The sequence below is a fragment of the Orlajensenia flava genome (assembly GCF_004801905.1).
Taxonomy (GTDB): Bacteria; Actinomycetota; Actinomycetes; order Actinomycetales; family Microbacteriaceae; genus Orlajensenia; species Orlajensenia flava.
Genome location: NZ_SSSN01000003.1, coordinates 154976 through 178088, shown reverse-complemented (window position 1 = coordinate 178088; position 23113 = coordinate 154976). Strand labels below are relative to the sequence as shown.

22 protein-coding genes are annotated in these 23113 nt (G+C 68.6%); 5 read left to right on the top strand and 17 right to left on the bottom strand.

Annotated elements, in window-relative coordinates:
* Positions 1–57: 57 nt before the first annotated feature.
* A complete protein-coding gene (locus tag E6C70_RS02685) occupies positions 58–2064 on the top strand; it encodes an alpha-1,4-glucan--maltose-1-phosphate maltosyltransferase (RefSeq protein ID WP_207670025.1) in 2007 nt (668 codons plus the stop codon).
* Entirely contained in the window at positions 2061–4277 is a 2217-nt protein-coding gene (glgB, locus tag E6C70_RS02680; protein WP_136421985.1) for a 1,4-alpha-glucan branching protein GlgB, read from the top strand. The genes E6C70_RS02685 and glgB overlap by 4 nt, the downstream gene beginning before the upstream one ends.
* Positions 4278–4294: 17 nt before the next feature.
* On the opposite strand, the gene E6C70_RS02675 is transcribed toward glgB, so the two are convergent.
* Together E6C70_RS02675 and E6C70_RS02670 are read right to left on the bottom strand one after the other, a co-directional pair.
* Positions 4295–5260, bottom strand: a complete 966-nt coding sequence (locus E6C70_RS02675) for a tetratricopeptide repeat protein (RefSeq protein WP_136421983.1) — start codon at positions 5258–5260, stop codon at positions 4295–4297.
* The gene (locus tag E6C70_RS02670; protein WP_136421981.1) at positions 5257–7080 is read right to left on the bottom strand and encodes a DUF8094 domain-containing protein; all 1824 of its coding nucleotides are present in this window, start codon (positions 7078–7080) and stop codon (positions 5257–5259) included. The genes E6C70_RS02675 and E6C70_RS02670 overlap by 4 nt, the downstream gene beginning before the upstream one ends.
* Positions 7081–7269: 189 nt before the next feature.
* Between E6C70_RS02670 and E6C70_RS02665 the strand changes: the two genes are divergently transcribed.
* Together E6C70_RS02665 and E6C70_RS02660 are read left to right on the top strand one after the other, a co-directional pair.
* The gene (locus E6C70_RS02665) at positions 7270–8883 is read left to right on the top strand and encodes a DivIVA domain-containing protein (protein ID WP_136421979.1); all 1614 of its coding nucleotides are present in this window, start codon (positions 7270–7272) and stop codon (positions 8881–8883) included.
* A gap of 56 nt (positions 8884–8939) precedes the next feature.
* Positions 8940–10004 (top strand): AI-2E family transporter, encoded by a 1065-nt coding sequence (locus E6C70_RS02660; RefSeq protein ID WP_136421977.1) that lies wholly within the window; start codon positions 8940–8942, stop codon positions 10002–10004.
* On the opposite strand, the gene E6C70_RS02655 is transcribed toward E6C70_RS02660, so the two are convergent.
* The 9 genes from E6C70_RS02655 to rpsB form a co-directional block, all read right to left on the bottom strand.
* On the bottom strand, positions 10001–10741 hold the full coding sequence (locus tag E6C70_RS02655; RefSeq protein ID WP_136421975.1) for an alpha/beta hydrolase: 741 nt from the start codon (positions 10739–10741) through the stop codon (positions 10001–10003). The genes E6C70_RS02660 and E6C70_RS02655 overlap by 4 nt on opposite strands.
* Positions 10742–10770: 29 nt before the next feature.
* On the bottom strand, positions 10771–11067 hold the full coding sequence (locus tag E6C70_RS02650) for an Rv1322 family protein (RefSeq protein ID WP_136421973.1): 297 nt from the start codon (positions 11065–11067) through the stop codon (positions 10771–10773).
* A gap of 34 nt (positions 11068–11101) precedes the next feature.
* Positions 11102–11779, bottom strand: coding sequence for an aggregation-promoting factor C-terminal-like domain-containing protein (locus E6C70_RS02645; RefSeq protein ID WP_207670024.1), 678 nt, complete (start codon positions 11777–11779; stop codon positions 11102–11104).
* Between the two features lie 12 nt (positions 11780–11791).
* Positions 11792–12340 carry a DivIVA domain-containing protein gene (locus E6C70_RS02640; RefSeq protein WP_136421971.1) on the bottom strand — a complete coding sequence of 183 codons (549 nt, stop codon included), beginning with the start codon at positions 12338–12340 and terminating at the stop codon, positions 11792–11794.
* 21 nt (positions 12341–12361) lie between these two features.
* Positions 12362–13267, bottom strand: a complete 906-nt coding sequence (locus E6C70_RS02635) for a phosphatidate cytidylyltransferase (protein ID WP_235833243.1) — start codon at positions 13265–13267, stop codon at positions 12362–12364.
* 65 nt (positions 13268–13332) lie between these two features.
* Positions 13333–13887, bottom strand: a complete 555-nt coding sequence (frr, locus tag E6C70_RS02630; protein ID WP_136421969.1) for a ribosome recycling factor — start codon at positions 13885–13887, stop codon at positions 13333–13335.
* 41 nt (positions 13888–13928) lie between these two features.
* Positions 13929–14645 (bottom strand): UMP kinase, encoded by a 717-nt coding sequence (gene pyrH, locus E6C70_RS02625; RefSeq protein WP_136421967.1) that lies wholly within the window; start codon positions 14643–14645, stop codon positions 13929–13931.
* Positions 14646–14756: 111 nt separating this feature from the next.
* Positions 14757–15587, bottom strand: coding sequence for a translation elongation factor Ts (tsf, locus tag E6C70_RS02620; protein ID WP_136421965.1), 831 nt, complete (start codon positions 15585–15587; stop codon positions 14757–14759).
* A gap of 27 nt (positions 15588–15614) precedes the next feature.
* Complete coding sequence (rpsB, locus tag E6C70_RS02615) at positions 15615–16586, bottom strand: 30S ribosomal protein S2 (RefSeq protein ID WP_136421963.1); 972 nt, start codon at positions 16584–16586, stop codon at positions 15615–15617.
* 270 nt (positions 16587–16856) lie between these two features.
* Here rpsB and E6C70_RS02610 point away from each other — a divergent pair, with 270 nt between their 5' ends.
* Entirely contained in the window at positions 16857–17444 is a 588-nt protein-coding gene (locus E6C70_RS02610; protein WP_235833242.1) for a murein hydrolase activator EnvC family protein, read from the top strand.
* A 42-nt stretch (positions 17445–17486) separates the two neighbouring features.
* On the opposite strand, the gene E6C70_RS02605 is transcribed toward E6C70_RS02610, so the two are convergent.
* The 6 genes from E6C70_RS02605 to E6C70_RS02580 form a co-directional block, all read right to left on the bottom strand.
* Positions 17487–18551 (bottom strand): tyrosine-type recombinase/integrase, encoded by a 1065-nt coding sequence (locus E6C70_RS02605; RefSeq protein WP_136421961.1) that lies wholly within the window; start codon positions 18549–18551, stop codon positions 17487–17489.
* Positions 18548–19468: a phosphodiesterase gene (locus tag E6C70_RS02600; protein WP_136421959.1), complete on the bottom strand. Its 921-nt coding sequence runs from the start codon at positions 19466–19468 to the stop codon at positions 18548–18550. The genes E6C70_RS02605 and E6C70_RS02600 overlap by 4 nt, the downstream gene beginning before the upstream one ends.
* A 78-nt stretch (positions 19469–19546) precedes the next feature.
* Positions 19547–20776, bottom strand: a complete 1230-nt coding sequence (dprA, locus tag E6C70_RS02595; protein ID WP_136421957.1) for a DNA-processing protein DprA — start codon at positions 20774–20776, stop codon at positions 19547–19549.
* The gene (locus E6C70_RS02590; protein ID WP_136423671.1) at positions 20773–22311 is read right to left on the bottom strand and encodes a YifB family Mg chelatase-like AAA ATPase; all 1539 of its coding nucleotides are present in this window, start codon (positions 22309–22311) and stop codon (positions 20773–20775) included. The genes dprA and E6C70_RS02590 overlap by 4 nt, the downstream gene beginning before the upstream one ends.
* A complete protein-coding gene (locus tag E6C70_RS02585) occupies positions 22311–22664 on the bottom strand; it encodes a YraN family protein (RefSeq protein WP_136421955.1) in 354 nt (117 codons plus the stop codon). The genes E6C70_RS02590 and E6C70_RS02585 overlap by 1 nt, the downstream gene beginning before the upstream one ends.
* A gap of 108 nt (positions 22665–22772) precedes the next feature.
* Positions 22773–23096 carry a DUF2469 family protein gene (locus tag E6C70_RS02580; protein ID WP_136421953.1) on the bottom strand — a complete coding sequence of 108 codons (324 nt, stop codon included), beginning with the start codon at positions 23094–23096 and terminating at the stop codon, positions 22773–22775.
* Positions 23097–23113 lie beyond the last annotated feature (17 nt).

The window sequence follows — 23113 nt, the reverse complement described above, 5'->3', positions numbered from 1 at the left end:
CGGGCGCGTAAACCGCAACCGCGCCCGCCCTCGGCCGGATGGCGCTACGGTCGAGGGGTGAGTTCGCCACAGATCCGCGCCGGACGTATCCCGGTCTTCGACCTCTCCCCGCAGCTTGCCGACGACCTCTGGCCGGCCAAGGCATTCGCGGGAGAGGTGGTCCCGTTCGCCGCGACGGCCTTCCGCGAGGGGCACGATCGCATCGGCGTCGAACTGCTCCTGACCTCGCCGTCCGGGGTGACCGAGACCCGACGGATGGTGGCCGGTCCGACGGGAACCGACCGCTGGCTGACCTCGGCACGTCTCGACGAGGTGGGCGAGTACCGCTGGCGCGTGCGCGCCTTCGCCGACGATTATCTGTCGTGGCTCCACGACGCCGACATCAAGATCCCCGCCGGCATCGACGTCGAGCTCATGCTCCTCATCGGCTCCGAGTTGTTCGCACGTGCCGCTCTCGATGCCGAAAGGCGTCAGGCGGAACGTCGCGCCCTGAAGACGGCGTCGCAGGCGATGACGGATGTCGGGACGCCGTCCGTGGATCGTCTGGCGCTCGCGCACGCCGACCGCCTGCGACTCGCCCTGCACCATCACCCCGTCACCCGCCTGTCGACGCACTCCGCCCAGCGCGTCATCCGCGTTGAGCGCACCCGCGCCGGGGTCGGAGCCTGGTACGAGTTCTTCCCTCGCTCCGAGGGCGCCAAGCGCCGACCCGACGGCAGTTGGAAGAGCGGAACGTTCCGCACCGCGGCCGCTCGTCTCCCTCAGGTGGCCGCCATGGGTTTCGACGTGCTCTACCTGCCGCCGATCCACCCCATCGGCCGGGCATTCCGCAAGGGACCCAACAACACGCTCGACGCCGGTCCGAACGACCCCGGATCGCCGTGGGCCATCGGTTCGGCGGAGGGCGGTCACGACGCCATCCACCCCGATCTCGGCACACCGACCGACTTCCGCTACTTCCTCAAGAAGGCGAAAGAGGCCGGCCTGGAGGTCGCGCTCGACTTCGCCCTGCAGGCCTCGCCCGACCATCCGTGGGTCGCCGAGCACCCGGAGTGGTTCACCACCCTCCCCGACGGCACCATCGCCTACGCCGAGAACCCGCCCAAGAAGTACCAGGACATCTACCCGATCAACTTCGACAACGATCCGGAGGGCATCCGGGCCGAGTCGCTGCGCATCCTGCGGCACTGGATCGGGCAGGGCATCCGCATCTTCCGCGTCGACAACCCGCACACCAAGCCTCTGGACTTCTGGGAGTGGATCATCGGCACCGTCAACGCCGAATACCCCGACGCGGTGTTCCTGGCCGAGGCGTTCACTCGCCCGGCGCTCATGCGCGCGCTCGCCAAGGTCGGATTCCAGCAGTCGTACAGCTACTTCACCTGGCGCAACACCAAGGAGGAGCTCGAGGAGTTCCTGACCTCGGTCTCCACGACCACCGCCGACTTCATGCGTCCCAACCTGTTCGTCAACACGCCGGACATCCTGACCGAGTACCTGCAGTTCGGAGGACCAGCCGCCTTCACCATCCGCGCGGCGATCGCGGCGATGGCCGCGCCCCTGTGGGGGGTCTACTCCGGGTTCGAGCTGTTCGAGGCCGTCGCACGCCCTGGCGCCGAGGAGTCCATCGACAACGAGAAGTACGAGTACCGGCCCCGCGACTTCGCAGCGGCCGAGACCGCCGGCCGGTCGCTCGCGTTGTTCATCGGCATCCTCAACCGCATCCGCGCCGAGCACCCCACGCTCCGGCAGCTCCGCAACATCCGCTTCCATCACACCGACGACCCGGCGATCCTCGCCTTCAGCAAGCACCTGCCCGCTGAATTCACCGGCACCGGATCGGCGGACACGGTCTTCGTCGTCGTCAACGTCGATCCGCACTCCGTCCGCGAGACCACCGTGCACGTCGACACCGCCGCCCTCGGCCTCGGCGACGAAACGTCCTTCGGGGTCGTCGACCTCGTCACCGGCGACGAATGGACGTGGGGACCGCACAATTACGTGCGTCTCGACGCCTTCACCAACCCGGTGCACATCCTGCAGGTGAACGGAGCCGACGCATGAGCCACGACGACGGATCGGCGGCCATCGCCCTCCCTGAGCTCTCGCCCGACCTGCTCGCGGCGGTGGCGGCCGGCTCGTTCCACGACCCGCACTCGGTGCTCGGGCAACACGTCGTCGCCGCGCCCGGCATCGCCGACCCCGTCACGGTCATCCGGGCCCGCCGCCCCCTCGCGCGCGCGGTCAGTGCTGTTCTCTCCACCGGAGCCCACGTCGAACTCGCCCACATCGGCGACGGCATCTGGCAGGGCTTCAGCATCCTGGGCCAGCAGGACTACCTGCTCGAGACCCAGTACGAGGACGGGAGCGTATGGACGGCCGACGACCCCTACCGGTTCCACCCATCGCTCGGTGAACTCGACCTGCACCTCATCGGCGAGGGACGGCACGAGCGGCTCTGGGACGTCCTCGGCGCGCACCACCGGGACCACTGGGGCGTCAGCGGGGCGGTCGACGGAACGGCGTTCGCCGTGTGGGCGCCGCACGCGCAGGCCGTGAGGGTCATCGGCGACTTCAACGACTGGGACGGCGCCGCCCACGCGATGCGCAACATGGGCTCATCAGGCGTCTGGGAGCTGTTCGTGCCCGACCTCGGCGCCGGAGCCCTGTACAAGTTCGAACTGCTCACCCAGGCCGGCGACTGGGTTCGCCGCGCCGACCCTATGGCGTCGCAGGCCGAGGTGCCCCCGTCGACCGCGTCCGTCGTCTCCGACTCCCACTACGTCTGGAACGACGGCGACTGGATGGCCGCGCGTTCCTCGCGCGATCCGCACAGCGGCCCGATGAGCGTCTACGAGCTCCACCTCGGCTCCTGGCGACCCGGCCTGTCCTACCGGGACGCGGCCGACCAGCTCATCGAGTACGTGGGCGAACTGGGCTTCACCCACGTCGAGTTCCTCCCTCTGGCGGAACATCCGTTCGGCGGGTCGTGGGGCTACCAGGTGACCGGATACTTCGCAGCCACGAGCCGCCTCGGACACCCCGACGACCTGCGCTACCTCATCGACCGTCTGCACCAGGCGGGCATCGGCGTCATCATGGACTGGGTGCCCGGCCACTTCCCGAAGGACGAGTGGGCGCTGGCGAAGTTCGACGGGCAGGCCCTGTACGAGCACCCGGATCCTCGCCGCGGCGAGCAGAAGGACTGGGGAACCCTGGTGTTCGACTTCGGTCAACGCCAGGTGCGCAACTTCCTCGTCGCCAACGCGCTGTTCTGGCTCGAGGAGTTCCATGTCGACGGCCTGCGCGTGGACGCGGTGGCCTCGATCCTGTATCTCGACTACTCCCGCGAGGCCGGCGAGTGGGAGCCCAACATCTACGGCGGACGCGAGAACCTCGAAGCCATCTCCTTCCTGCAGGAGGCGACCGCTACGGCGTACAAGCGCAACCCGGGGATCGTGATGATCGCCGAGGAGTCCACGAGCTGGCCGGGGGTCACCGGTCCCACCTCGAGCGGTGGCCTCGGGTTCGGGTTCAAGTGGAACATGGGCTGGATGCACGACGCCCTGCAGTACATCCACGAGGACCCGATGTATCGCAGCTACCACCACAACGAGATCACCTTCTCGCTCGTGTACGCCTTCAGCGAGAACTTCATGTTGCCCATCAGCCACGACGAGGTCGTGCACGGCAAGGGCTCGCTCCTGTCCAAGATGCCGGGCGATCACTGGCAGCAACTCGCCAACGTGCGAGTCTTCCTCGCGTTCATGTGGTCGCATCCCGGCAAGCAGCTGTTGTTCATGGGCCAGGAGTTCGGCCAGGCATCGGAGTGGAGCGAGGAGCGCGGGCTGGACTGGTGGATCCTCGACCAGCCGAGCCACCGCGGGCTGTTCGACCTCGTCGGAGCACTCAACCGGGTCTACCGCGAGCATCCGGCCCTCTGGGCCCTCGACAACGACTCGGCGGGGTTCTTCTGGATCGACGGCGGGGCCGCGCAGCAGAACGTGGTGTCGTTCCTGCGTACCGACGGGCACGGCGAGACGATCGCCTGCATCATCAACTTCGCCGGAGCGCCGCACGCCGACTACCGTGTCGGGCTGCCGGCCGCTGGCCGTTGGGAGGAACTGCTCAACACGGATGCCGAGGCCTTCGGCGGCTCGGGCGTCGGCAACCTCGGCGGGGTCATCGCCACCGAGGATCCCTGGTCGGGCCGCCCGGCATCCGCCGTGCTCACCCTCCCGCCGCTCGGGGCGCTCTGGCTCAAGCTCGCACGCTGAGGCCGCCCGGGGCGATCTCAGTACAGCAGGTTGGCCAGTCTCCGTCGTGCCGCCGCCACGCGCGGGTCGTCGAGGCCCACCACCTCGAACAGGTCGAGCATGCGCTCACGCACGCGGTTGCGTCCGGCCTGATCGAGCGTGGGGAACAGGCGCAGCAGCCGGTCGAAGGCATCGTCGATATGGCCGCCCGAAAGATCGAGGTCGGCGACCGCGAGCTGCGCGTCGAGATCGTCCGGAGCGGCCGCCGCGGCGTTGCGGACCTCGTCGAGCGTCTTTCCCTGCAGCCGGTCGAGCAGGCTCGCCTGGGCGAGGCCGGCGACGGCCTCCCGGTCACTCGGGTTCTGGGCGATCGCCGTCTTGTAGTGCGAGATCGCATCGGCGTAATCGCCTCGCTCGATCGCGTCATAGGCCTCGGCGTGATGCGGGGGCAGCGGTGCCGGTTCCGGCTCGGCGATCGGTTCGTCGTCGGTCGGGTCCGCATCCGCGGCGATCGCCGTGCCGGTGACGCCGTTCTCGGCCGCGAGTTGCAACACCTGCTCCAGAACCGGCCGCAGCTGCTCCTCGGCGACGACGCCCGCGAACAGCGGGACCGGTTGACCCGCCACGACGGCTGCCACCGTCGGCACCGATTGGGCGCGGAACGCCTGTGCGAGCTGCGGGTTGGCCTCGGCCTCGACGGTCGCCAGGATGAGCCGGCCACCGAACGAGCGGACGAGCCGGCCGAGGAGGACCGTGAAGTCGCGAGACTGCTCGGCCCACGAGGCGCCGAGGTCGACGATGACCGGTACGTGCCGGGAGAGTTCGAGGATCTCGCCGAAGTTGGCGTCGGTCCCGCCGAGCACGATGCTCGGCACCTGGACGGTGCCACCCGGAGCCGCTGCCGGCGACTCGCCGCCCACGGCAGGGGCACTGGGCCGGTTGACGAGGGCTGAGAGGTCTACGGCACCGCGCAGGCTGGCGGCAGAGGGTGGCAGGTCGGTCACGGTACCTCCGAGGCAGAGATGATTCCCTGGGCGAAGCCCAGCATACGAATGGTGTCCTTCGACCCGGCCGGTGGGACGTAGAAGAGGACTTGGTCACCGAAGGTCTGGGTGATGCCTTTCGCCGAGTTCTCCACGCCCGAGTAGGCCTTCGCGGCGTTCTGCGGCGAGACCGTTCCCCCGTCGGTGGGCTTCACGGTCTCCGTCTCGTTGATGTTGACCGTGACGATCGCGCCGGAGTCGTTGGTGGCGAGGGCGAGTGTCCTGCCCGACCCGACGGCGTTCGAGAAGTCGATCGATGCGGTCGCCGGCAGGTTCGCCCGGCGGTTGTTCTTCGAGTCGACGCCCACCTGCTTGAGGAACGGGTCCGTCGCGGTGTCGAAGTACTTGAACCACTCGCTCGCGTCGCCCTTCATCATGATGTCCGCGTAGGCGGGCGCCACCTTGTTGGGCGGGAGGAGGGTGAACTCCGAGTCGGGTGCGACGACGGGCGAGCCGATGCGGGCGGGCGCCATTCCGGGGATGACCGCATCAGCGGCCAGCGAGACGGCATAACGGACGAAGTAGTTGGCCCGCGGCGACTCCTGCTCGAGCACGAGCGCGGTCGGCTTGGTCGTGGGATCGTCCTTGTTCTGCAGGACGGTCATGACGACGCGCGGCCAGGCATCCGTCTGCTGCGGAACGGCGAGTTCGACCGGGCCGGCGGGAATCGCGTCGGGAGCCGCATAGTCGGGCAGGGTCGTGCGCACCTTGTAGTTCGCCTCCCGGAGGGCGAGCGCCGGTCCGGCGAACCGGGTCGCCAGCTTCGTGGAATCGAGTGCTTTGTCGGCCTCGCCCGTCAGAACGGCGATCTTGCGGATGATGCGCTCGAGCTGCGGCACGGTCACGGCCGGCGGCTTCAGGTCGGGGTCGGCCTGGGCGTCCGTGGTCACCGCCGGTGTCGGCGTCGTCGAGGCGGTCGGGCTGGATGCTCCGTCGAAACTCGGCCAGAAGTCCGACGAGCAGCCCGAGAGGGCGAGTGCGCCGACGAGCACGATCGGAACGGCGACGACCCTGGACGACTTGCCGATGGCCCGGCGCCCGGTACTCGGAGTGATCTCTTTGATGGTCTTCGGACGCGGGATGCGCGGCATCCGGGGTCCCTTCGGCATGTTGCGGCGCGGTCGGCGCTTGCGGCGCATGTGCCAGATGGCCCAGAGGTAGCTGGCGAAGCCGAGCAGCAGCACGAGGAGGCCTCCGACGATGAGCGGTCCCGCCCATGGCGTCGAATTGTCCAGCGGCCAGGTGATCGAGACGCGCGTCGGCGCGGGATTCTTGCCATCGGACGCCACCAGAAGGCTGTATCCGGACGGCACGCTCAGCTCGGCGGATGCCGAGGTCGTGCCCGTGAACTCGTCGAGCCAGAGATCGGAGCCGAGCGGGTTGGTCGGTTCGACGACGGCGGGGGCGGCCGTCGCATCGTCCGACGCCGGCGACTCCCCCGTCGCCTCGGACGTGCTGGCGACGCGCGTCGACGCGAGGTCCCCCGACTTCTTGTCGACGCCGATGCTGGAGTACGGCTCGCCTTCGATCCAAGCGGCGACATCGGCCTCGCGACCCAGGGCGATCATGGAGGTCTTGGCTCCACCGCTCACCTGCACCTTCTGCAGGCCGGGGTGCAGGGCCAGCGTCTTCGAGCCGATGACGACGTAGGCATCCCCGCCGCTGACCGTCGTCGCCATGCTCACGCTGTCGGGCGCGAGCAGCACGGTGCGCTGGGCGATGCCGAACGCGATCATCACGGCGGCGACGAAGAACGCCACGATGGCGAGAACGAATCGCACGAACTATCTCCTCCAGGGCCGCCGAAGATCAGCAGGCACAGACATGTCAGACTATCCGATCGCCCTGAACGCGCGCTCGACGCGTGCTGGGAGCCCCCGGATGGGGCCGTGTACGAATGCATCCCTCCTCCCGCTAAAATCTCAGGCGGTGCGCTCACTCGTCGCGTGCCTTTCGACAAGGAGCAGCCAGTGGCCACCGAAGAGACAGAGTTCACGCAGGTCTTCCGCGGATACGATCGCGACGAGGTCGAGAAGGCACTCCAGTCGTTGCGGCGCGACGTCATCACCGCGAACAACACGTCGACCGAGTCCGCGAAAGAGGTCAAGCGCCTCAACGCACGGATCGACGAGCTCACGGCCGAACTCGAGGAGGTGGGCAGCCCCACCTTCACCGGCCTCGGCACGAAGCTCGAGAACACGCTGCGCGTGGCGGAGGAGCAGTCCACCCGACTGATCGCCCAGGCCGACATCGACGCCGAGAAGATGCGCACCCAGGCGCAGGCCGAGGTCGACAAGCTCCGCGCTCAGGCCGGCGATCACTCGGATCGTACCCTGGCCGACGCACGCGCGAAGGCGGCCCGCCTGCTCGAGGACGCCCGAGTGGAGGCCGACGACCTCGTGGCGCGGGCATCCGACGAGCGAGAGACGGTGCTCCAGGACGCCAACCGCGATGCGACAGCGGTCCGCGGAGGGGTTGCGACCGAGGCCGCCGAACTGCGGGCGACCGCGAAGCGCGAGACCGCCGCCATCCGCGCCGAGGCGGAGCGCGAGGCGGCAGAGGTCCGCGCGGTCGCCGAGCGCGAAGCCGCGGCCGCGCGTGAAGCTGCTGCCGGGCTGTCGCACGAGACCGAGCAGACTCGCTCCGAGGTGGCGCTCGAACTCGACCAGGCTCGCGCCGCGCTGGCGCGCGAGACCGAGCAGGCCCGGCTCGACCTCGCTCAGGAGACCGAGCAGGCCCGTCTCGACCTCGAGCGCGAGACCGCGGAGGGGCGCCTCGAGCTCGAGGCGGAGATCGCGGATGCGCGCACCGGTCTGAACCACGAGCTGGAGCAGCAGCGAGCGGATCTGCAGGCCGAGATCGACGGCACGCGGGACACGCTGGCGGCCGAGCGAGACCAGGCCAAGACCGATCTGGCCCGGGAGACCGAGGTCGCCAAGCAGCGCCTGGAGCACGAGCTGGCGCGCATCCGGGCCCGTCACGATGCCGACATCGAGCAGGCGAAGGCCGACCTCGCGCTCGAGCACGACCAGGCGAAGGCCGACTTCGAGGCCGACTCGGAGCAGGCACGCATCGACCTCCAGAACCAGCTCTCCGCCCTGCGCAAGAAGACCACCCACGAGGTGACCAAGCTGCGTCGGGAGATCGAGCAGGCCCGTATCGACCTCGACGTCGAGCTCAAGGCCCGCCGGGACGAGGCCGAGCAGGACCACCTGAACCGACACCAGGAAGCCGTCGCACAGACGCAGAAATACCTGGATGACGCGAACGCCCAGCTCGCCGAGGCCATCGCGCGCACCAAGGAGAGCCGCGCGGAGGCCGACCGGCTCGACAGCGACGCCAAGAACGAGTCGAAGGGCATCGTGCAGGCGGCGCGCGACACGGCGGACAAGTCGATCGCCGAGGCCGAGGAGCGAGCGAGGACCGCGATCGCCGAGGCCGACAAGCGCACCCGAAAGCTCATCGACGACGCCGAGGATCGCCTCAGCCAGATCCAGATCGAGCGCGACGCCGTGGCGGGATACTTCGAATCACTTCGAGGCGTCTTAAGTCAAGCCGAACAGGTCGCCGCCGACACCCAGTAGTCTGACGGAACCGGCATCGGGTCCGGACAACGACGGATGAACGTGGGGGCATATACGTGAGAATCCACAACGCATTCCGGCTCGGACTGATCGGGACCCTGGGCGTCGGCCTCGGCCTGTTGATCCTCCTATCGATCACGCAGCTCTCGACGATCCTCACGTACATCGGCGCCGCCCTGTTCCTGGCGCTCGGACTCGATCCGATCGTCTCGTGGCTGGAGAAGCGGAAGGTCCCGCGCTGGGCGGCGATCCTGATCGTCCTCGTGGGTGTCCTCGGACTCGTCGCCGCGCTCATCCTGCTCGTGGTGCCCATCGTGGTCGGCGAGGCCTCGAAGCTCATCAACCAGATCCCGAAGCTCGTCGATTCGTTCACCAGCGGCGACCTGGTGAAACAGTTGCAGGCCCAGTTCCCCGGTCTGGCCATCAGTGACATCGCCGACAACATCACCAAGACGGTGACTGACTTCATCAACGATCCGACCAAGGTCGGCGGCGTCGTGGGCGGCGTCGTGTCGGCCGCGCTCACCATCGGCACCGGCTTCTTCGCGGTGGTCATCGTGCTCATCCTCACGCTGTACTTCACCGCTTCCCTGCCGTCGATGAAGCGGGCGAGCTACCAGCTCGTTCCGGCATCCAAGCGCGAGCGATTCGCCGACCTGACCGAGCAGATCACCGCCTCCGTCGGGCGGTTCGTCACCGGGCAGGTGACCCTCGGCGTCATCAACGGCGTGCTCAGCTTCATCTTCCTCAGCATCATCCAGGCACCGTTCCCGGCGGTCCTGGCCTTCATCGCGTTCTTCCTGTCGATCATCCCGCTTGTGGGCACGCTGTCGGGCTCCATCATCATCATCCTGACCTGTCTCATACCCGGTCTCGGATCCCCGCTGACCGCACTCGCCGCGGCGATTTACTACATCGTTTACATGCAGGTCGAGGCATACTTCCTCAGCCCGCGCATCATGAGTCGCGCCGTCTCGGTTCCTGGCGCGGTCGTCGTGATCGCGGCGCTGGCCGGTGGCTCGCTGCTCGGACTTCTCGGAGCCCTCGTCGCGATCCCCGTCGCCGCATCCATCCTGCTCATCATCAAGCAGGTCGTCATCCCCCGGCAGAACGAGCTCTAGCGTTCGGCGGCCTCCGCGTCGTCGTACTCGGTCGGCAGGGGCAACGCTGCCGGATTGACGGCGCGCACGATCTCGGTGAGCACCTGTCTCACCTGGGTCTCACCCACCCAGAGGTGTTTCCCGCCCTCGATGGGAATCACGGAGGCATGAGGAACTGACGCGAACTTCTCGGCCGCCTGCTCTGGCCGAAGGTAGTCGTCGAACTCCGGAATGACCGCGATCACCGGGATGTCGGCGCTGGACCATTCGGAGAGTTCGGCCGGAGTCGTGCGTCGTAGCGGCGGAGAGAGCAGGATGATGCCGTCGATCGGGTGCTCTCGACCGTATTTGAGTGCCAATTCGGTTCCGAACGACCAACCGACCAGCCACGGATGCGGCAGCCCGCGCGCCGCCACGAGGTCCATCGCCGCGGCGACGTCCTCGCTCTCGGTGACGCCGTCGCCGAACGACCCCTCGCTCGTTCCACGCGGAGACGATGTGCCACGCGTGTTGAAGCGCAGCACGGCGAGGTCGGCGAGGGCGGGCAGCCGTCCGGCCGCCTTGCGGAGCACGTGCGAGTCCATGAATCCGCCGTGGGTGGGCAGCGGGTGAAGGGTGACGAGGGTTGCGACCGGCTCTCGCTCGAGTGGCAGGGCCAACTCGCCGACGAGAGTGAGGCCGTCGCTCGTCCGGAGCTCGACATCCTCCCGCCGCGCGGGAAGCTGGACTCCCCCACGCACTTCGAGCAGTTCGCCCATCCGTCGGTCTCCTGTTCGCTCGTCGTGCGTCAATGGATGCGCCAGCAGTGCCCGTGCCAGTGCCGGCGATCGGCTAGCGCCGCTGCGTCTCCGAGCATGTCGTCCGCGCGCCAGGTGACGACGTGTGCGACCCCGGGAGCGACCTCGAGGCGACAGCCCGGGCAGACGTAGCTCTTCACGGCGCGGACGGCGCTGACCGGCTGCACCTTCCACTCGCCGTCTCGCTTGCGCTCGGTGCGGAGCCATTCGGTCAGCAGGAACGACAGGTCGCCGTCATCGTCGTCCCGGTCGCGCCCGGTGTTGCGCGGGCGGTTGGAGCGGGGCATGCAGCCAGCCTACCGGCGCACACGAGCGAGCGAATCAGTACCAGCCGGCGTCCTCGGAATGCGCCCACGCGCCGCAGGGGCTGCCGTAGCGTCCCGTGATGTAGCCGAGCCCCCAGGTGATCTGGGTGGCGGCATCGGATTCCCAGTCGGATCCGGCGCTGGACATCTTCGACCCCGGGAGGGCCTGCGGGATGCCGTAGGCGCCGGACGGGTTCGAGGCGTACACGTTCCAGCCCGATTCCCGGTTCCACAGGGCCACCAGGCAGCTGTACTCGTCGTCGCCCCACCCGCGTGCGTGCACCAGGTCGAGTGCGATCGCTTTGGCGCTGCCCGGATCGGGAGTTCCGGCCGCCGGCGCGCGACCCGACGATGACGCCGAAGCCGGCTCGGCCGGCGCGGGAGGCGGAGTCGGCTTGGCCTTCACGTCGTAGCCGTCGCGCTGGATGGCGGCATCCACCCGAGCGGGAACGCTGAGGGCCTGCACCTCGGCCGAGGAGTAGGACCCCACCACGTGGAAGTACGGAGAGGCGGTCGCGCCGGAGTACGGATCGACCACGTTGACCAGCACGAAGGCGGCCGAGGCGGCGAAGGCGAACAGGAAGAGCACGGCGCGGGACCGCGATGCCGCCTTCTTCGCCGGCACCCGGACAGGTCGATCGGGAATGGCGACTGCCGCCCGGTATGGCGCCACTGCGCCGGAATGCCTGCCCACGATCTTCCGAGACTAACGGACGGCGAGCATCACGTCGACGACGCTGTCCAGAACGACGTCGACCTGGGCCTCGCGATAGCCGCCGCGCTGCGGACGGAACACGGCGGTGCGCACGTCGTCGACCGAGATCGGGTAGCCATCCTGGAAGTAGCGGGTGAGCTTCGCCGAGAAGGCATCGACGTCCGCCGTGCTGTAGCCGACCGTGAGGACGCTCAGTCGGTCGAAGCGGTGACCCTTCGGCCGGTCGAGCCGATTGAGGATCACCTGAGCGCTGTGCCTCGCCTCGCGATACCAGTCCTCGTCGCCGGTGCTGCGCAGAACCTGGTCGCGTTCCCGCACCGCGAAGGCGTCCTCGAGCCGCTCGAGGGCCGCGTCCACGTGCTGCGTGGAGTATCCGCCCTTCTGCATCGAGAACGCCGTGCGGCGGATGTCGTCGGAACTCAACGGCGTCTGGCCGGCATCGGTGTCGAAGGCTGCTCGCGCGTCGAGCAGGAACTTCTCGACCTGGTCGACGTTGTAGCCGGGCTTGCCTCGGGTGGCGCGGGGGAAGGTGGAGCTCACGATGTCATTCTGCCAAACGGATCAGGCGAACAGGAGGAAGAGGACGTACGCCACGACGGCGGACGGCAGGATCGAGTCGAGTCTGTCGAGGAAACCGCCGTGGCCGGGGAGCCACGAGCTCATGTCCTTGATGCCGAGGTCGCGCTTGAGCAACGACTCGGAGAGGTCGCCGAGGGTGGCGGACAGCAGGATGCTCACGCCCAGAACGAGGCCGAACCACCACGGCTCCTGAAGCATGAAGACGGCGAGAAGCACACCGCCGACGAGACAGGCGAGCACCGCTCCCGCGAACCCCTCCCAGGTCTTCTTGGGGCTGATGCTCGGTGCCATCGGGTGACGCCCGAACGAGAGCCCACTCGCGTATGCCGCCGTGTCCGCGACGATCACGAGGATGAGGAAGGCCAGCACCCACCACTGCCCGCCGTCGCGCGCGATGGTGAGCACCGTGAAGCTGGTGAACAGGCCGACGTAGACGAGCACCAGAACGGAGGCACCGGCATCCCGAAGCAGTTGACGACCCGAGACGTGACGGCCCGGCAGCAGGGTCTCCACGACCCGCCAGGCGATCATGAGCACGAGGCCGCCCATCAGGCCGAGCCACTGGCCGGCTCCCCCGAAGAACCAGGTGAGGGGGATCATGCCGACGGTGGCGAGGACGGCCGGGATGACCGGCACCATCCGCCCCGACCGTCGCAGAGCCTGTGTGAGCTCGTAGCTGGTGAAGAAGACGATGAACGCCCCGAACAGCAGGAACAGCTCTTTGATGACGATGAGGCTGAACAGCATCGCGAAGCCGAGCACGAGTCCGATGAGGATCGCGAGGATGAGGTTGCGCCCCGTTCGCGCCTGGATGCGCTCGCTGGTGGCGTCGATCTGAGCCTTGGTGGCCTCGAACTGCCGCTCGATATCCGCTCTGGTCGCCTTCACCTGAGCTCGGATCTCGTCTTTCCTGGCCGACGGGCTGCGCCGTGGCGGCTGATCCTCCGGCGGCATCAGACCTCGAGGAGCTCGGCTTCCTTGCGCTTGAGGGCGTCGTCGATGGCGTCGACGTGGCTCTTGGTCACCTGCTCCAACTCCTTCTCGCCGCGAGCCACCTCGTCATCGCCGACCTCGCTCTTGAGGGCGTCGAGGTCGTCCTTCGCCTTGCGACGGATGTTGCGCACGGACACCTTGGCGTCCTCGGCCTTGCCGCGCACGATCTTGACGTACTCCTTGCGCCGCTCCTCGGTGAGCTCGGGCAGGGTGACGCGGATGATGTTGCCGTCGTTGGACGGGTTGGCGCCGAGGTTCGGCGTGTCGCGGATGGCCTGCTCGATGTCGCGGAGCGCGCTCTTGTCGTACGGGGTGACGACGAGCGTACGCGCCTCGGGGTTGGCGAGGGAGGCGAGCTGGGCGAGCGGGGTCGCCGTGCCGTAATAGCTCACCATGATCTTCTGGAAGAGCTGCGGGTTGGCTCGACCGGTGCGTACGGTGGCGAAGTCGTCTTTGGCAACCTCGACCGCCTTGCTCATGCGGGCGACGGCGTCGGACAGGACTTCCGGGATCACGGAGGACTCCTTCTTCGGTGCGTGAGGGTGTGGGTACGAGCTTAGTTGCTCACGATGGTGCCGAGATCGGCACCGCGCAGCGCGGCGGTCACGTTGCCAGCCGGCTCCATCCCGAACACCTGCATCGGCATGCCGTTGTCCATGCACAGGCTGAATGCGGTGGAGTCGACCACCTTGAGGCCACGCTGCAGCGCCTCCTGGTAGGTGATGCGATCGATGCGTTGGGCGTCGGGGTTCGTGCGCGGGTCGTCGTCGTACACGCCGTCCACGCCGTTCTTGGCCACCAGGACGACGTCGGCGTCGATCTCGAGGGCGCGCTGGGCGGCGACGGTGTCCGTGGAGAAGTAGGGCAGCCCGGCGCCTGCGCCGAAGATGACGACCCGCCCCTTCTCGAGGTGGCGTTCCGCGCGACGGGGAATGTAGGGCTCAGCCACCTGGGTCATCGAGATGGCGGACTGCACGCGCGTCTCGAGACCGGCCTGCTCGAGGAAGTCCTGCAGGGCGAGCGCGTTCATGACGGTGCCGAGCATGCCCATGTAGTCGGCTCGCCCGCGGTCCATCCCGCGCTGGGAGAGCTCGGCCCCGCGGAAGAAGTTGCCGCCGCCGACGACGATGGCGATCTCGACCTCCGGCGCGGCATCCGCTATCTCCCGGGCCAGCGCGCTCACGACGTCGGGGTTGACGCCCAGCGCACCGCCGCCGAAGGCCTCACCGGAGAGCTTGAGGAGGACCCTGCGCCTCGTGTGTTCACCTGACATGGGCTGATCAGTCCTTCCGCGTGTTCTTCTCAAACTACTGTGCGCGGGCGTCGGCGCGCGCACAGAAAAGGAGCCCGGACCGCGTTGCGATCCGGACTCCTCATGCTGATGCTAGGCGCCGACCTTGAACCGGGCGAAGCCCGACACGGTGATGCCCGCGTCGCTCAGGACCTTGCTCACGGATAGCTTGTTGTCCTTCGCATAGTCCTGCTCGAGCAGGGCGACCTGCTTGAAGTAGGCGCCGACGCGACCCTCGACGATCTTGGGCAGGGCGGCCTCCGGCTTGCCCTCCTCGCGCGAGATCTGCTCGACGAGCGCACGCTCCTTCTCGACCGCGTCAGCCGGGACGTCCTCACGGGAGAGGTACTCCGGGTTGGCGAACGAGATGTGCTGCGCGACGGAGCGAGCGGTCTCGGCATCCGTTCCCGCGTAGCCGAGCACGACACCGACCTGCGGGGGCAGGTCCTTGCTGGTCTTGTGCAGGTAGATCGAGAAGTTCTCGCCGCTGACGAGGGCGACGCGACGCAGCTCGACCTTCTCGCCGAGGATGGCGGCCTCCTCGTCGATGACGGTCGCGACGGTCTTGCCGCTCGCGTCGGCCGCGAGGGCCTCTTCGACGGTGGATGCTCCGGATGCCGCGACGGCGGCGAGCACGACGTCGGCGAGGGCGACGAACTTGTCACCCTTCGCGACGAAGTCGGTCTCGCAGGCGAGCTCGATCATCGTCGCGGTTCCGTTGCCGTTGTCGACAGCGCCCACCAGTCCCTCGGAGGTGGAACGGTCAGCGCGCTTGGCGTTGCCCTTTGCACCCTTCAGGCGCAGGATCTCGACGGCCTTCTCGATGTCGCCATCGGCTTCGACGAGGGCGTTCTTGGTGTCGACCATGCCGGTGCCGAGGCGCTCGCGCAGGCTCTTGACGTCTTGCAGGCTGAAGTTAGCCATGAATCGGTGTTCCTTCTCGTTCGGAGATTACTTGACGGCAGCGTCGGTGTCGGCGGCCTCGGTGCCCGCGGCCTCGACGACGTCGAGAGGCGTCTCGGCCTCGGCGACCTCTTCGGCGATGTCGCCCTCTGCCGCGTCGGCCGACTTCTCGGTCTCAGCGGAGGACTGCGCCGGGGTGGTCTCGTCGGCTGGCTGCTCGGCGACGATCGTCTCTGCGGCTGCCTGCTCATCGGCGCCGTCGGAGCTCTTGAGCAACTCGGCCTCCCACTCGGCGAGCGGCTCAGCGGCCTCGTCGCCCTCTTCGGGCTTCTGGTGGCGCTGGATGAGACCCTCGGCCGCTGCGTCCGCGATGATGCGGGTCAGCAGGGCGACGGAGCGGATGGCGTCGTCGTTGCCCGGGATCGGGTACTGGACCTCATCGGGGTCGCAGTTGGTGTCGAGGATGCCGATGACGGGGATGCCGAGCTTCTTGGCCTCGTCGATGGCGAGGTGCTCCTTCTTGGTGTCCACGACCCAGAGCGCGCTCGGGGTGCGCGTGAGGTTGCGGATGCCGCCGAGCGACTTGTGAAGCTTGTCGAGCTCGCGCTTCTTGATGAGGAGTTCCTTCTTGGTGAAGCCCGACTTCGTGGTGTCGAAGTCGAGCTCCTCGAGCTCCTTCATGCGGGCGAGTCGCTTGTTCACCGTCTGGAAGTTGGTGAGCAGGCCGCCGAGCCAACGCTGGTTGACGTAGGGCTGGCCGACGCGCGTTGCCTGCTCGGAGATGGCCTCCTGCGCCTGCTTCTTCGTGCCGACGAAGAGGATGGTGCCGCCGTGGGCGACCGTCTCCTTGACGAAGTCGTACGTCTTGTCGATGTAGGCCAACGACTGCTGAAGGTCGATGATGTAGCTGCCCGAACGCTCGGCCAGGATGAATCGCTTCATCTTCGGGTTCCAGCGGCGGGTCTGGTGCCCGAAGTGGACGCCGCTGTCGAGCAGCTGGCGAATGGTGACGACGGCCATGAGCCGTTCTCCTTTGTTCTCAGTTGATCTGCCTGCGATCGGATGACCGCTGCACCTGGTGCCCGGCGCACGTCCGCCGGGCCTCGTGGCGAGGCTCGGACTGAAAGGATGTGGTGGCCGAAATGGGCACGCGTAGTCAACGCACGAAGCGCTGCACCCGCCAGTCTATCAGGTGAACGGCGCTCCTCCCCCGCCGCGGTGGGCGGCCGCGCTGCATACAGCTCGGCGGTGGATCCCTCCGCGAGGGCGTCCTATTGCCATGCTGAGGGCATGCATGACGACACGGCGCGGCGGATGGCCGCGACGCTCCTGCTCGCGGCTGCGCTCGGCGCTCTGACGTTCATCGAGCCCGGCGCGGCGCGCGCGGTGGAGGCACCCGACCGGACCCTCGTCGCGTCGACATCTCGGGAGGCGTTCCAGGCTTCGGATGCGTCGGAGCGGGCTGCTCGCCCACAGTGGAGCTGGCCCCTCGGTCCACCAGTCCGTGTGTTACGGGACTTCGACGCTCCTCGAACGCTGTACTCCGCCGGTCACCGGGGCGTCGACCTCGCGGCCGCGCCGGGGTCCGTGGTGCTTGCGGTCGACGACGGCGTCGTCAGCTTCGCCGGAACGGTCGTCGATCGCGGGGTGATCTCGATCGATCACGGCGGGGGGCTCGTGTCCAGCGTCGAACCGGCGATCGCATCAGTCGCCGCCGGCATGGCGGTGTCACGCGGTCAGCCCATCGGCATGACCTCTGCCGGTGGTCACTGCAGGGACGCCTGTCTGCACCTCGGCGCGCGTCAGGACGGTCGCTACCTGTCTCCGTTGGCGCTCATCGTCGGCATTCCGCGCGCCGTGCTGCTTCCGCTCGGCTGACCGGGAGACCTCGTCCTGACGGGTAGCCGAACGTCGACCCGTTCAGGCGCGAGGGTGGGCGACACGATAGCTCTCGCGCAACCGCTCGGTGGAGACGTGCGTGTAGATCTGGGTGGTGCCGAGGCTGGCGTGCCCGAGCATCTCCTGCACTGCCCGCAGGTCGGCGCCTCCGTCGAGCAGATGCGTCGCGGCCGTGTGGCGCAGGGCGTGCGGGCCTGACGGCCCACTGCCGGGGATGTCGGCGAGCAGGGTCGCAACGAGCTGATACACGGATCGGGTGCCGAGCCGACCTCCCCGCGAACCGAGCAGGAGGGCCCCCCGCGGGGACGTCCCCGACAACGACGGCTCGCCGCCACTGGTCGGCGACGGGCGCCCGCTCACTGCCAGAACGGGGCGACCATGACGCAGGTATTCGCTCAGGGCCGTCTGCGCGGGCACGCCGAAGGGCACGACGCGCTGCTTGGAACCCTTTCCGGTCACACGCACGGTGAGCCGTTCGAAATCGATGTCGTCGACATCGACGCCGACGAGTTCAGACACGCGCAGCGCCGAAGCGTAGAGCAGTTCGACGATCGCGAGGTTCCGGAGAGCGACTGCCGTGCGCGCCGGGTCGGGGCCGATGCTCCCGCCAGCCTCAACCGCGCCGTCGTCCTGAACTGACACGTCGCCATCCTCCTTGGCAACGTCGGCCGCCAGCATCGTGAGGATTCCGTCGATCTGAGGACGCGACACCACGCGAGGAAGCGGACGCTGGGGCTTGGGGGAACGCAGCCGCACCCCCGGGTCGACCGCCAACGCGCCGCTGCGAACCAGCCAGGCCGTGAAGGCACGAGCAGATGCGGCGCGGCGCGCGATCGTGCTGCGCGCGAGCGAGCGCTGGGTTGCGAACCACAGCCAGTCGCGGAGCAACTCCAGCGTGATGCCGGCGGGTCCATCCACGCCCGCACGCCTAGCGAAAGCGACCAGGTCGTCTAGGTCCGATCGGTAGGCGCGGACGGTGTGCGAGGAGAAGCCACGCTCGATGCGGAGAGATCGTTCGAATTCGATCACCGCCGCACGCAGAGCCGTCGGGTCGTCGGGCTTGGTCGGCGGGCCGTCCTCGGTCATGTGCCGGAACCATCGGGCTGCCGTGAGAAACGTTCGAGACGCTCCTCAGGAGTGAGGGGGTCGAGCGCGTCGATGAACTCCGCGCCGAACCGGGTGACGACCGGGCCTCCCCTCAGCGGCACGACCGAGCTCACCATCCGACCGTCGTAGATCTGAACGAGGTTGAATGCCTGAGCGGCGTCGATGCCCACCAGTTCGCCGTCTGGCGCGCCGAGGTCCATCGTGTAGCAGGTCGCGGCTGCGACGGATACGGGCACTCCCGCGAACGTTCCGGAGGTGGCGTAGTGCAGGTGGCCGCCGAGCACACCGATGACGTCGGTGCCCTCGATCACGGCCGCAAGTTCGTCCTGCCGCTCGAGCTCGAGCACCTGCATCGCTGCGATCGGCGTCGGAATCGGAGGGTGATGCAGGGTGATCACGCTGCCGTGCTCGGCCGGGTCGGCGAGCACCTCGGTCAGCCAGTCGAGTTGCGCCGGTTCCAGGCGACCGTGATGCCAACCGGGGATGCTGGTGTCGAGCGCGATGATGCGCAGGCCGCGCACCGTCAGCACCTGATCGACGGGCGCCCGGTCGTCGGAGCGCGCATCGTCGAGAAGTTGGCTGCGGAAGGCACTGCGCTCGTCATGGTTGCCCATCACCCAGACGACCTCGGCACCGAGTCGACGGGCGACCGGCTCGACGAGGCCCCTCAGTCGCTGGTACGCCTCCGGTTGACCGGCATCGACCAGGTCTCCCGTGAACACGATGACGTCGGGATTACTCGCTGAGGCGACCAGCCGCTCCAGGGTTCGGCGCAGGTGGCCCTCGACGTCGACCGCCCCGTACAGGGCCGCGCCCGAGCCGAGCAGATGCGTGTCGCTGATGTGGGCGATGACGTGGCTGGGTGCGGGGTACTGACCCCAGTGAACACGCGGCATCGCCACCTCCCGCGTCCCACGATACGGCGGCGGTCCGACACCGTGCCGCATCGACGCTGCGCGCGCCGCATCGACGGTTCACGCTTTCCGCCATCCGCTCGCCGCGCGCACCGCTGCCCCGTCCATCGCGAGCATTCCCAGCACGCCGAGCACGCTCGCCGTGGACATGCCGGATCGCCGCGCGATCTCGTCAGGCGACCGCATGGATCGAGCGCTCAACGCGTCGATGACGCGGATCTCATCGCTGCTGCGACCCTCCGCCGCCGCGTCGGCGCCCCCTCCCGCCAACGTGTCCGCGTCGCCGAAGAGTTCCACCATCTCCTCCACCGACGTGACACAGCGAGCGTCGCACTCTCGGATCAGGCGGTGGCAGCCTGCCGACGCGGCGCTCGTGACCGGTCCAGGAACGGCGCCGACGGGCCGCCCGAGTGCCGCGGCGTGATGAGCGGTGTTCAGGGATCCCGACCTCCACCCCGCCTCGAGCACCACGGTCGCCCGGGTCGCCGCGGCGATGAGCCTGTTGCGTTGGAGGAAGCGCCACTTGGTGGGCTCCGCGCCGCACGGCAGCTCCGCGATGACCGCCCCTGTTCGGGCGATTCGTTCGAGCAGGTCGTGGTGACCGGCCGGGTAGAGGCGGTCGACCCCGCCGGCCAGGAACGCGACGGTGGTGCCGCCGGTCGCCAGCGCAGCGCGATGCGCCATCCCGTCGATGCCGTATGCCGCGCCGGAGACGATCGCGAATCCCCGAGCCGCGAGCCCGGCGGAGCTGTCGATGGCGACACCCTCCCCGTAGCTGGTGGCCGCACGCGCTCCGACGAGGCCCACCGACCGTCCGAGGCGCTCGAGGGCGTCATCGGCGCCACGGACCCACAGCGCGATCGGCGCGTGGACGCCCAGGTCGTCGACAGCTTCCGGCCACAAGGCGGAATCCGGCACGAGCAACCGGGCGCCGCACCGACCCGCCGCCTCGAAGGAACGGACGACGGCGCCGGAGCGGAGTCGTGGACGCCAGCGCGCCAGAGCCTGATCGATGTCGGAGGCCAGCGCCACTCGACCGGCGACCGCGTCGGGGTCCACGCGCTCCGCGATACTCGCGGGTGTCGCTCCGTCGAGGAGGAGATCGAGCGCCATCGCTGCTCCGAGGGCGGTGACGAGCAGCCCGGCGGTGCGATCGCCGGGCTCGCCGAGCATCGACCATGCGGCACGCGCGACGAGCTCCGCGCGACCCGACGCGTCCGCGCCGTCATCGCCTCCCACTGCGGAGAGCATCCGCGTCACCTCCGCCTCTTCGAATCCGAACCGTCTCATCGGTCCTCTCCTCGTCTCAGGTACAGCGCCTGCCCGACATGGGCCGGCGTGGGTGATGTCGCCCCAGACAGGTCGGCGACCGACCACGCGACCCGCAGCACACGGTCGTAACCGCGCATGGTGATCTGACCGCGCTCGAGCGCGCGGTCCAGCGGCGCGAGTGCCGTCGCGGACGGCCGGTTGGCCGGCGCCCGCAACCACCTGCCGGACACCTCCGCGTTCGTCGCCCATCCAGTGGTTGCCAGCCGTTCGCGCGCGGCGGCACGTGCGGCTTGGACGCGCGCCCGCGCATCCGCCGTCGTGGCCCGACTCTGCTCGCTCGCGAGACGGACGTGGACGGCACTGACCCTGCTCACCTGCACCTGGATGTCGATGCGGTCGATGAGCGGGCCCGAGAGTCGAGCCAGGTACCGCCGCCGCGCTGCTGGCGGGCAGGTGCACGTCTCGCGTGGCACTCCATACAGGCCGCACGGGCAGGGGTTGGCGGCGAGCACCAACTGGAATCGCGCCGGGAAGCTGGCTACGGTGTTCGCCCGATGGATGGCAACACGACCGGACTCGAGCGGCTGTCGCAATGCGTCGAGGACGTTCGCCGGGAACTCGGGAGCCTCATCGAGGAACAGGACGCCGTGTCCGGCTCGCACCGCCGACCCCGGGCGCACCACCCCGGATCCCCCACCGATCATCGCCGCCGCCGTCGCGGTGTGGTGCGGCGTCTCCAGCGGAGGCCGCCTCTGCAGGCTCGACGGAACGCCGAGCCCGCTGAGCGACCGGATGGCACCCACCTCCAGCGCAGCCTCGTCGTCGAGATCAGGAAGGATGCCGACGAGCCGATCGGCGAGCATGGTCTTGCCTGCGCCCGGCGGTCCGATGAACAGGGCGTGGTGCCGACCCGCTGCCGCCACCTGCAGCGCGAACACGGCGTCGTCCTGACCGATCACGTCGGACAGATCGCCGTCGGCCGCGATGGTCGGCTCGGTGACGACCGCCGCGGCGATGGGATCGACCGGTCGCGCATCGAACGCGCCGCCGTGCCAGATCGCCGCGTCCCGGAGGTCGCAGACACCGACGACTCGGATGCCGGAGACCAGCTCGGCTTCGGCGGCGCACGCGACCGGAACCATCACGATCTCCGCGCCGAGCCGCGCGGCCTCGGCGACGGCGGGCAGGATCCCGGGCACCGGACGCAGGCGCCCATCGAGGGCGAGCTCGCCGATGTGCACCACCCGTTCGATCGACTCCTGCACGACGTCGCCCGCGGCGGCGAGGCACGCGAGGGCGATCGCCAGGTCGAACGAGCAGCCGTGCTTGGGCAGCGCAGCCGGTGACAGATTGACCGTGATGAGGTGACCGTCGAGAGGAATGCCGCAGTTCGAGGCAGCCGCCCGAACGCGGTGGCGGGCCTGGAGCAGCGCGGCGTCGGGCAGGCCGATGATGACGAGGCCGGGCAGTTGGGATGAGATGTCGGCCTCGACGTCGACGAACGATCCCTGCATGCCGATGAGGGCCATCGCCCGGGTGCGGCCGAGACGCATCACGTCAGCCGCTCCAGGTGCTCGATGGACGGTCGTGTCCCCGGGCGTGCGATCACCGCGATGGCGTCGAGACGGATGCGGCGCCAGCCGCCCGCCTGAACGCACCACGCCATGGCGAGGCGGCGCATCCGTCGCAGTTTGCCGAGGGTGATGGCCTCGAACGGGTGCCCGAAGTCGGTGCTCGAGCGCGTCTTGACCTCGACGAAGACGGTCTCGTCACCCTGCTCGGCCACCACGTCGATCTCACCGTCGCGGCACCGCCAGTTGCGGTCGATCACCCGGTAACCGTTGGCGCTCAGGTAGTCGGCCGCCAGTGTCTCACCGCGCCTGCCGAGTTCGTCCTTCGCTGCCATCGCAACCTCCGCGACCAGCCTGCTGGGCTCGGCGGAGCCGTGGAAACATGCCTACCCGACCGCGCAATCGAGGGCGATATGGCGAGAGTGGGGAGGAGTCAGCGCGTGCTACTCGTCGAGCGCGAGCTCCTTGGGCAGCTCGAACTCCTTGGCGGCGAGCTCCTCGACATTGACGTCCTTGAAGGTGAGCACGCGGACGGCCTTGACGAACCGGTCGGAGCGGTAGACGTCCCACACCCAGACGTCCTTCATGGTGAGTTCGAAGTAGAAGTCGTGCTCGGTGTCGCGACGTACGAGGTCGACCTCATTGGCCAGATAGAACCGGCGCTCGGTCTCCACGACGTACTTGAACTGCGACACGATGTCGCGGTATTCGCGGTAGAGCGCCAGCTCGACCTCGCGGTCGTAGTCGTCGAATTCGTCTTCGTCCATGGTTCGTCAATCCTACG

Bases quoted from the DNA above. Each gene is read 5' to 3' on its own strand.
- glgB (WP_136421985.1), top strand. From the start codon at position 2,061: ATGAGCCACGACGACGGATCGGCGGCCATCGCCCTCCCTGAGCTCTCG.
- E6C70_RS02655 (WP_136421975.1), bottom strand. From the start codon at position 10,741: ATGGGCGAACTGCTCGAAGTGCGTGGGGGAGTCCAGCTTCCCGCGCGG.
- E6C70_RS02650 (WP_136421973.1), bottom strand. From the start codon at position 11,067: ATGCCCCGCTCCAACCGCCCGCGCAACACCGGGCGCGACCGGGACGAC.
- pyrH (WP_136421967.1), bottom strand. From the start codon at position 14,645: ATGTCAGGTGAACACACGAGGCGCAGGGTCCTCCTCAAGCTCTCCGGT.
- tsf (WP_136421965.1), bottom strand. From the start codon at position 15,587: ATGGCTAACTTCAGCCTGCAAGACGTCAAGAGCCTGCGCGAGCGCCTC.
- rpsB (WP_136421963.1), bottom strand. From the start codon at position 16,586: ATGGCCGTCGTCACCATTCGCCAGCTGCTCGACAGCGGCGTCCACTTC.
- E6C70_RS02610 (WP_235833242.1), top strand. From the start codon at position 16,857: ATGCATGACGACACGGCGCGGCGGATGGCCGCGACGCTCCTGCTCGCG.
- E6C70_RS02605 (WP_136421961.1), bottom strand. From the start codon at position 18,551: ATGACCGAGGACGGCCCGCCGACCAAGCCCGACGACCCGACGGCTCTG.
- E6C70_RS02600 (WP_136421959.1), bottom strand. From the start codon at position 19,468: ATGCCGCGTGTTCACTGGGGTCAGTACCCCGCACCCAGCCACGTCATC.
- dprA (WP_136421957.1), bottom strand. From the start codon at position 20,776: ATGAGACGGTTCGGATTCGAAGAGGCGGAGGTGACGCGGATGCTCTCC.
- E6C70_RS02590 (WP_136423671.1), bottom strand. From the start codon at position 22,311: ATGCGTCTCGGCCGCACCCGGGCGATGGCCCTCATCGGCATGCAGGGA.
- E6C70_RS02585 (WP_136421955.1), bottom strand. From the start codon at position 22,664: ATGGCAGCGAAGGACGAACTCGGCAGGCGCGGTGAGACACTGGCGGCC.
- E6C70_RS02580 (WP_136421953.1), bottom strand. From the start codon at position 23,096: ATGGACGAAGACGAATTCGACGACTACGACCGCGAGGTCGAGCTGGCG.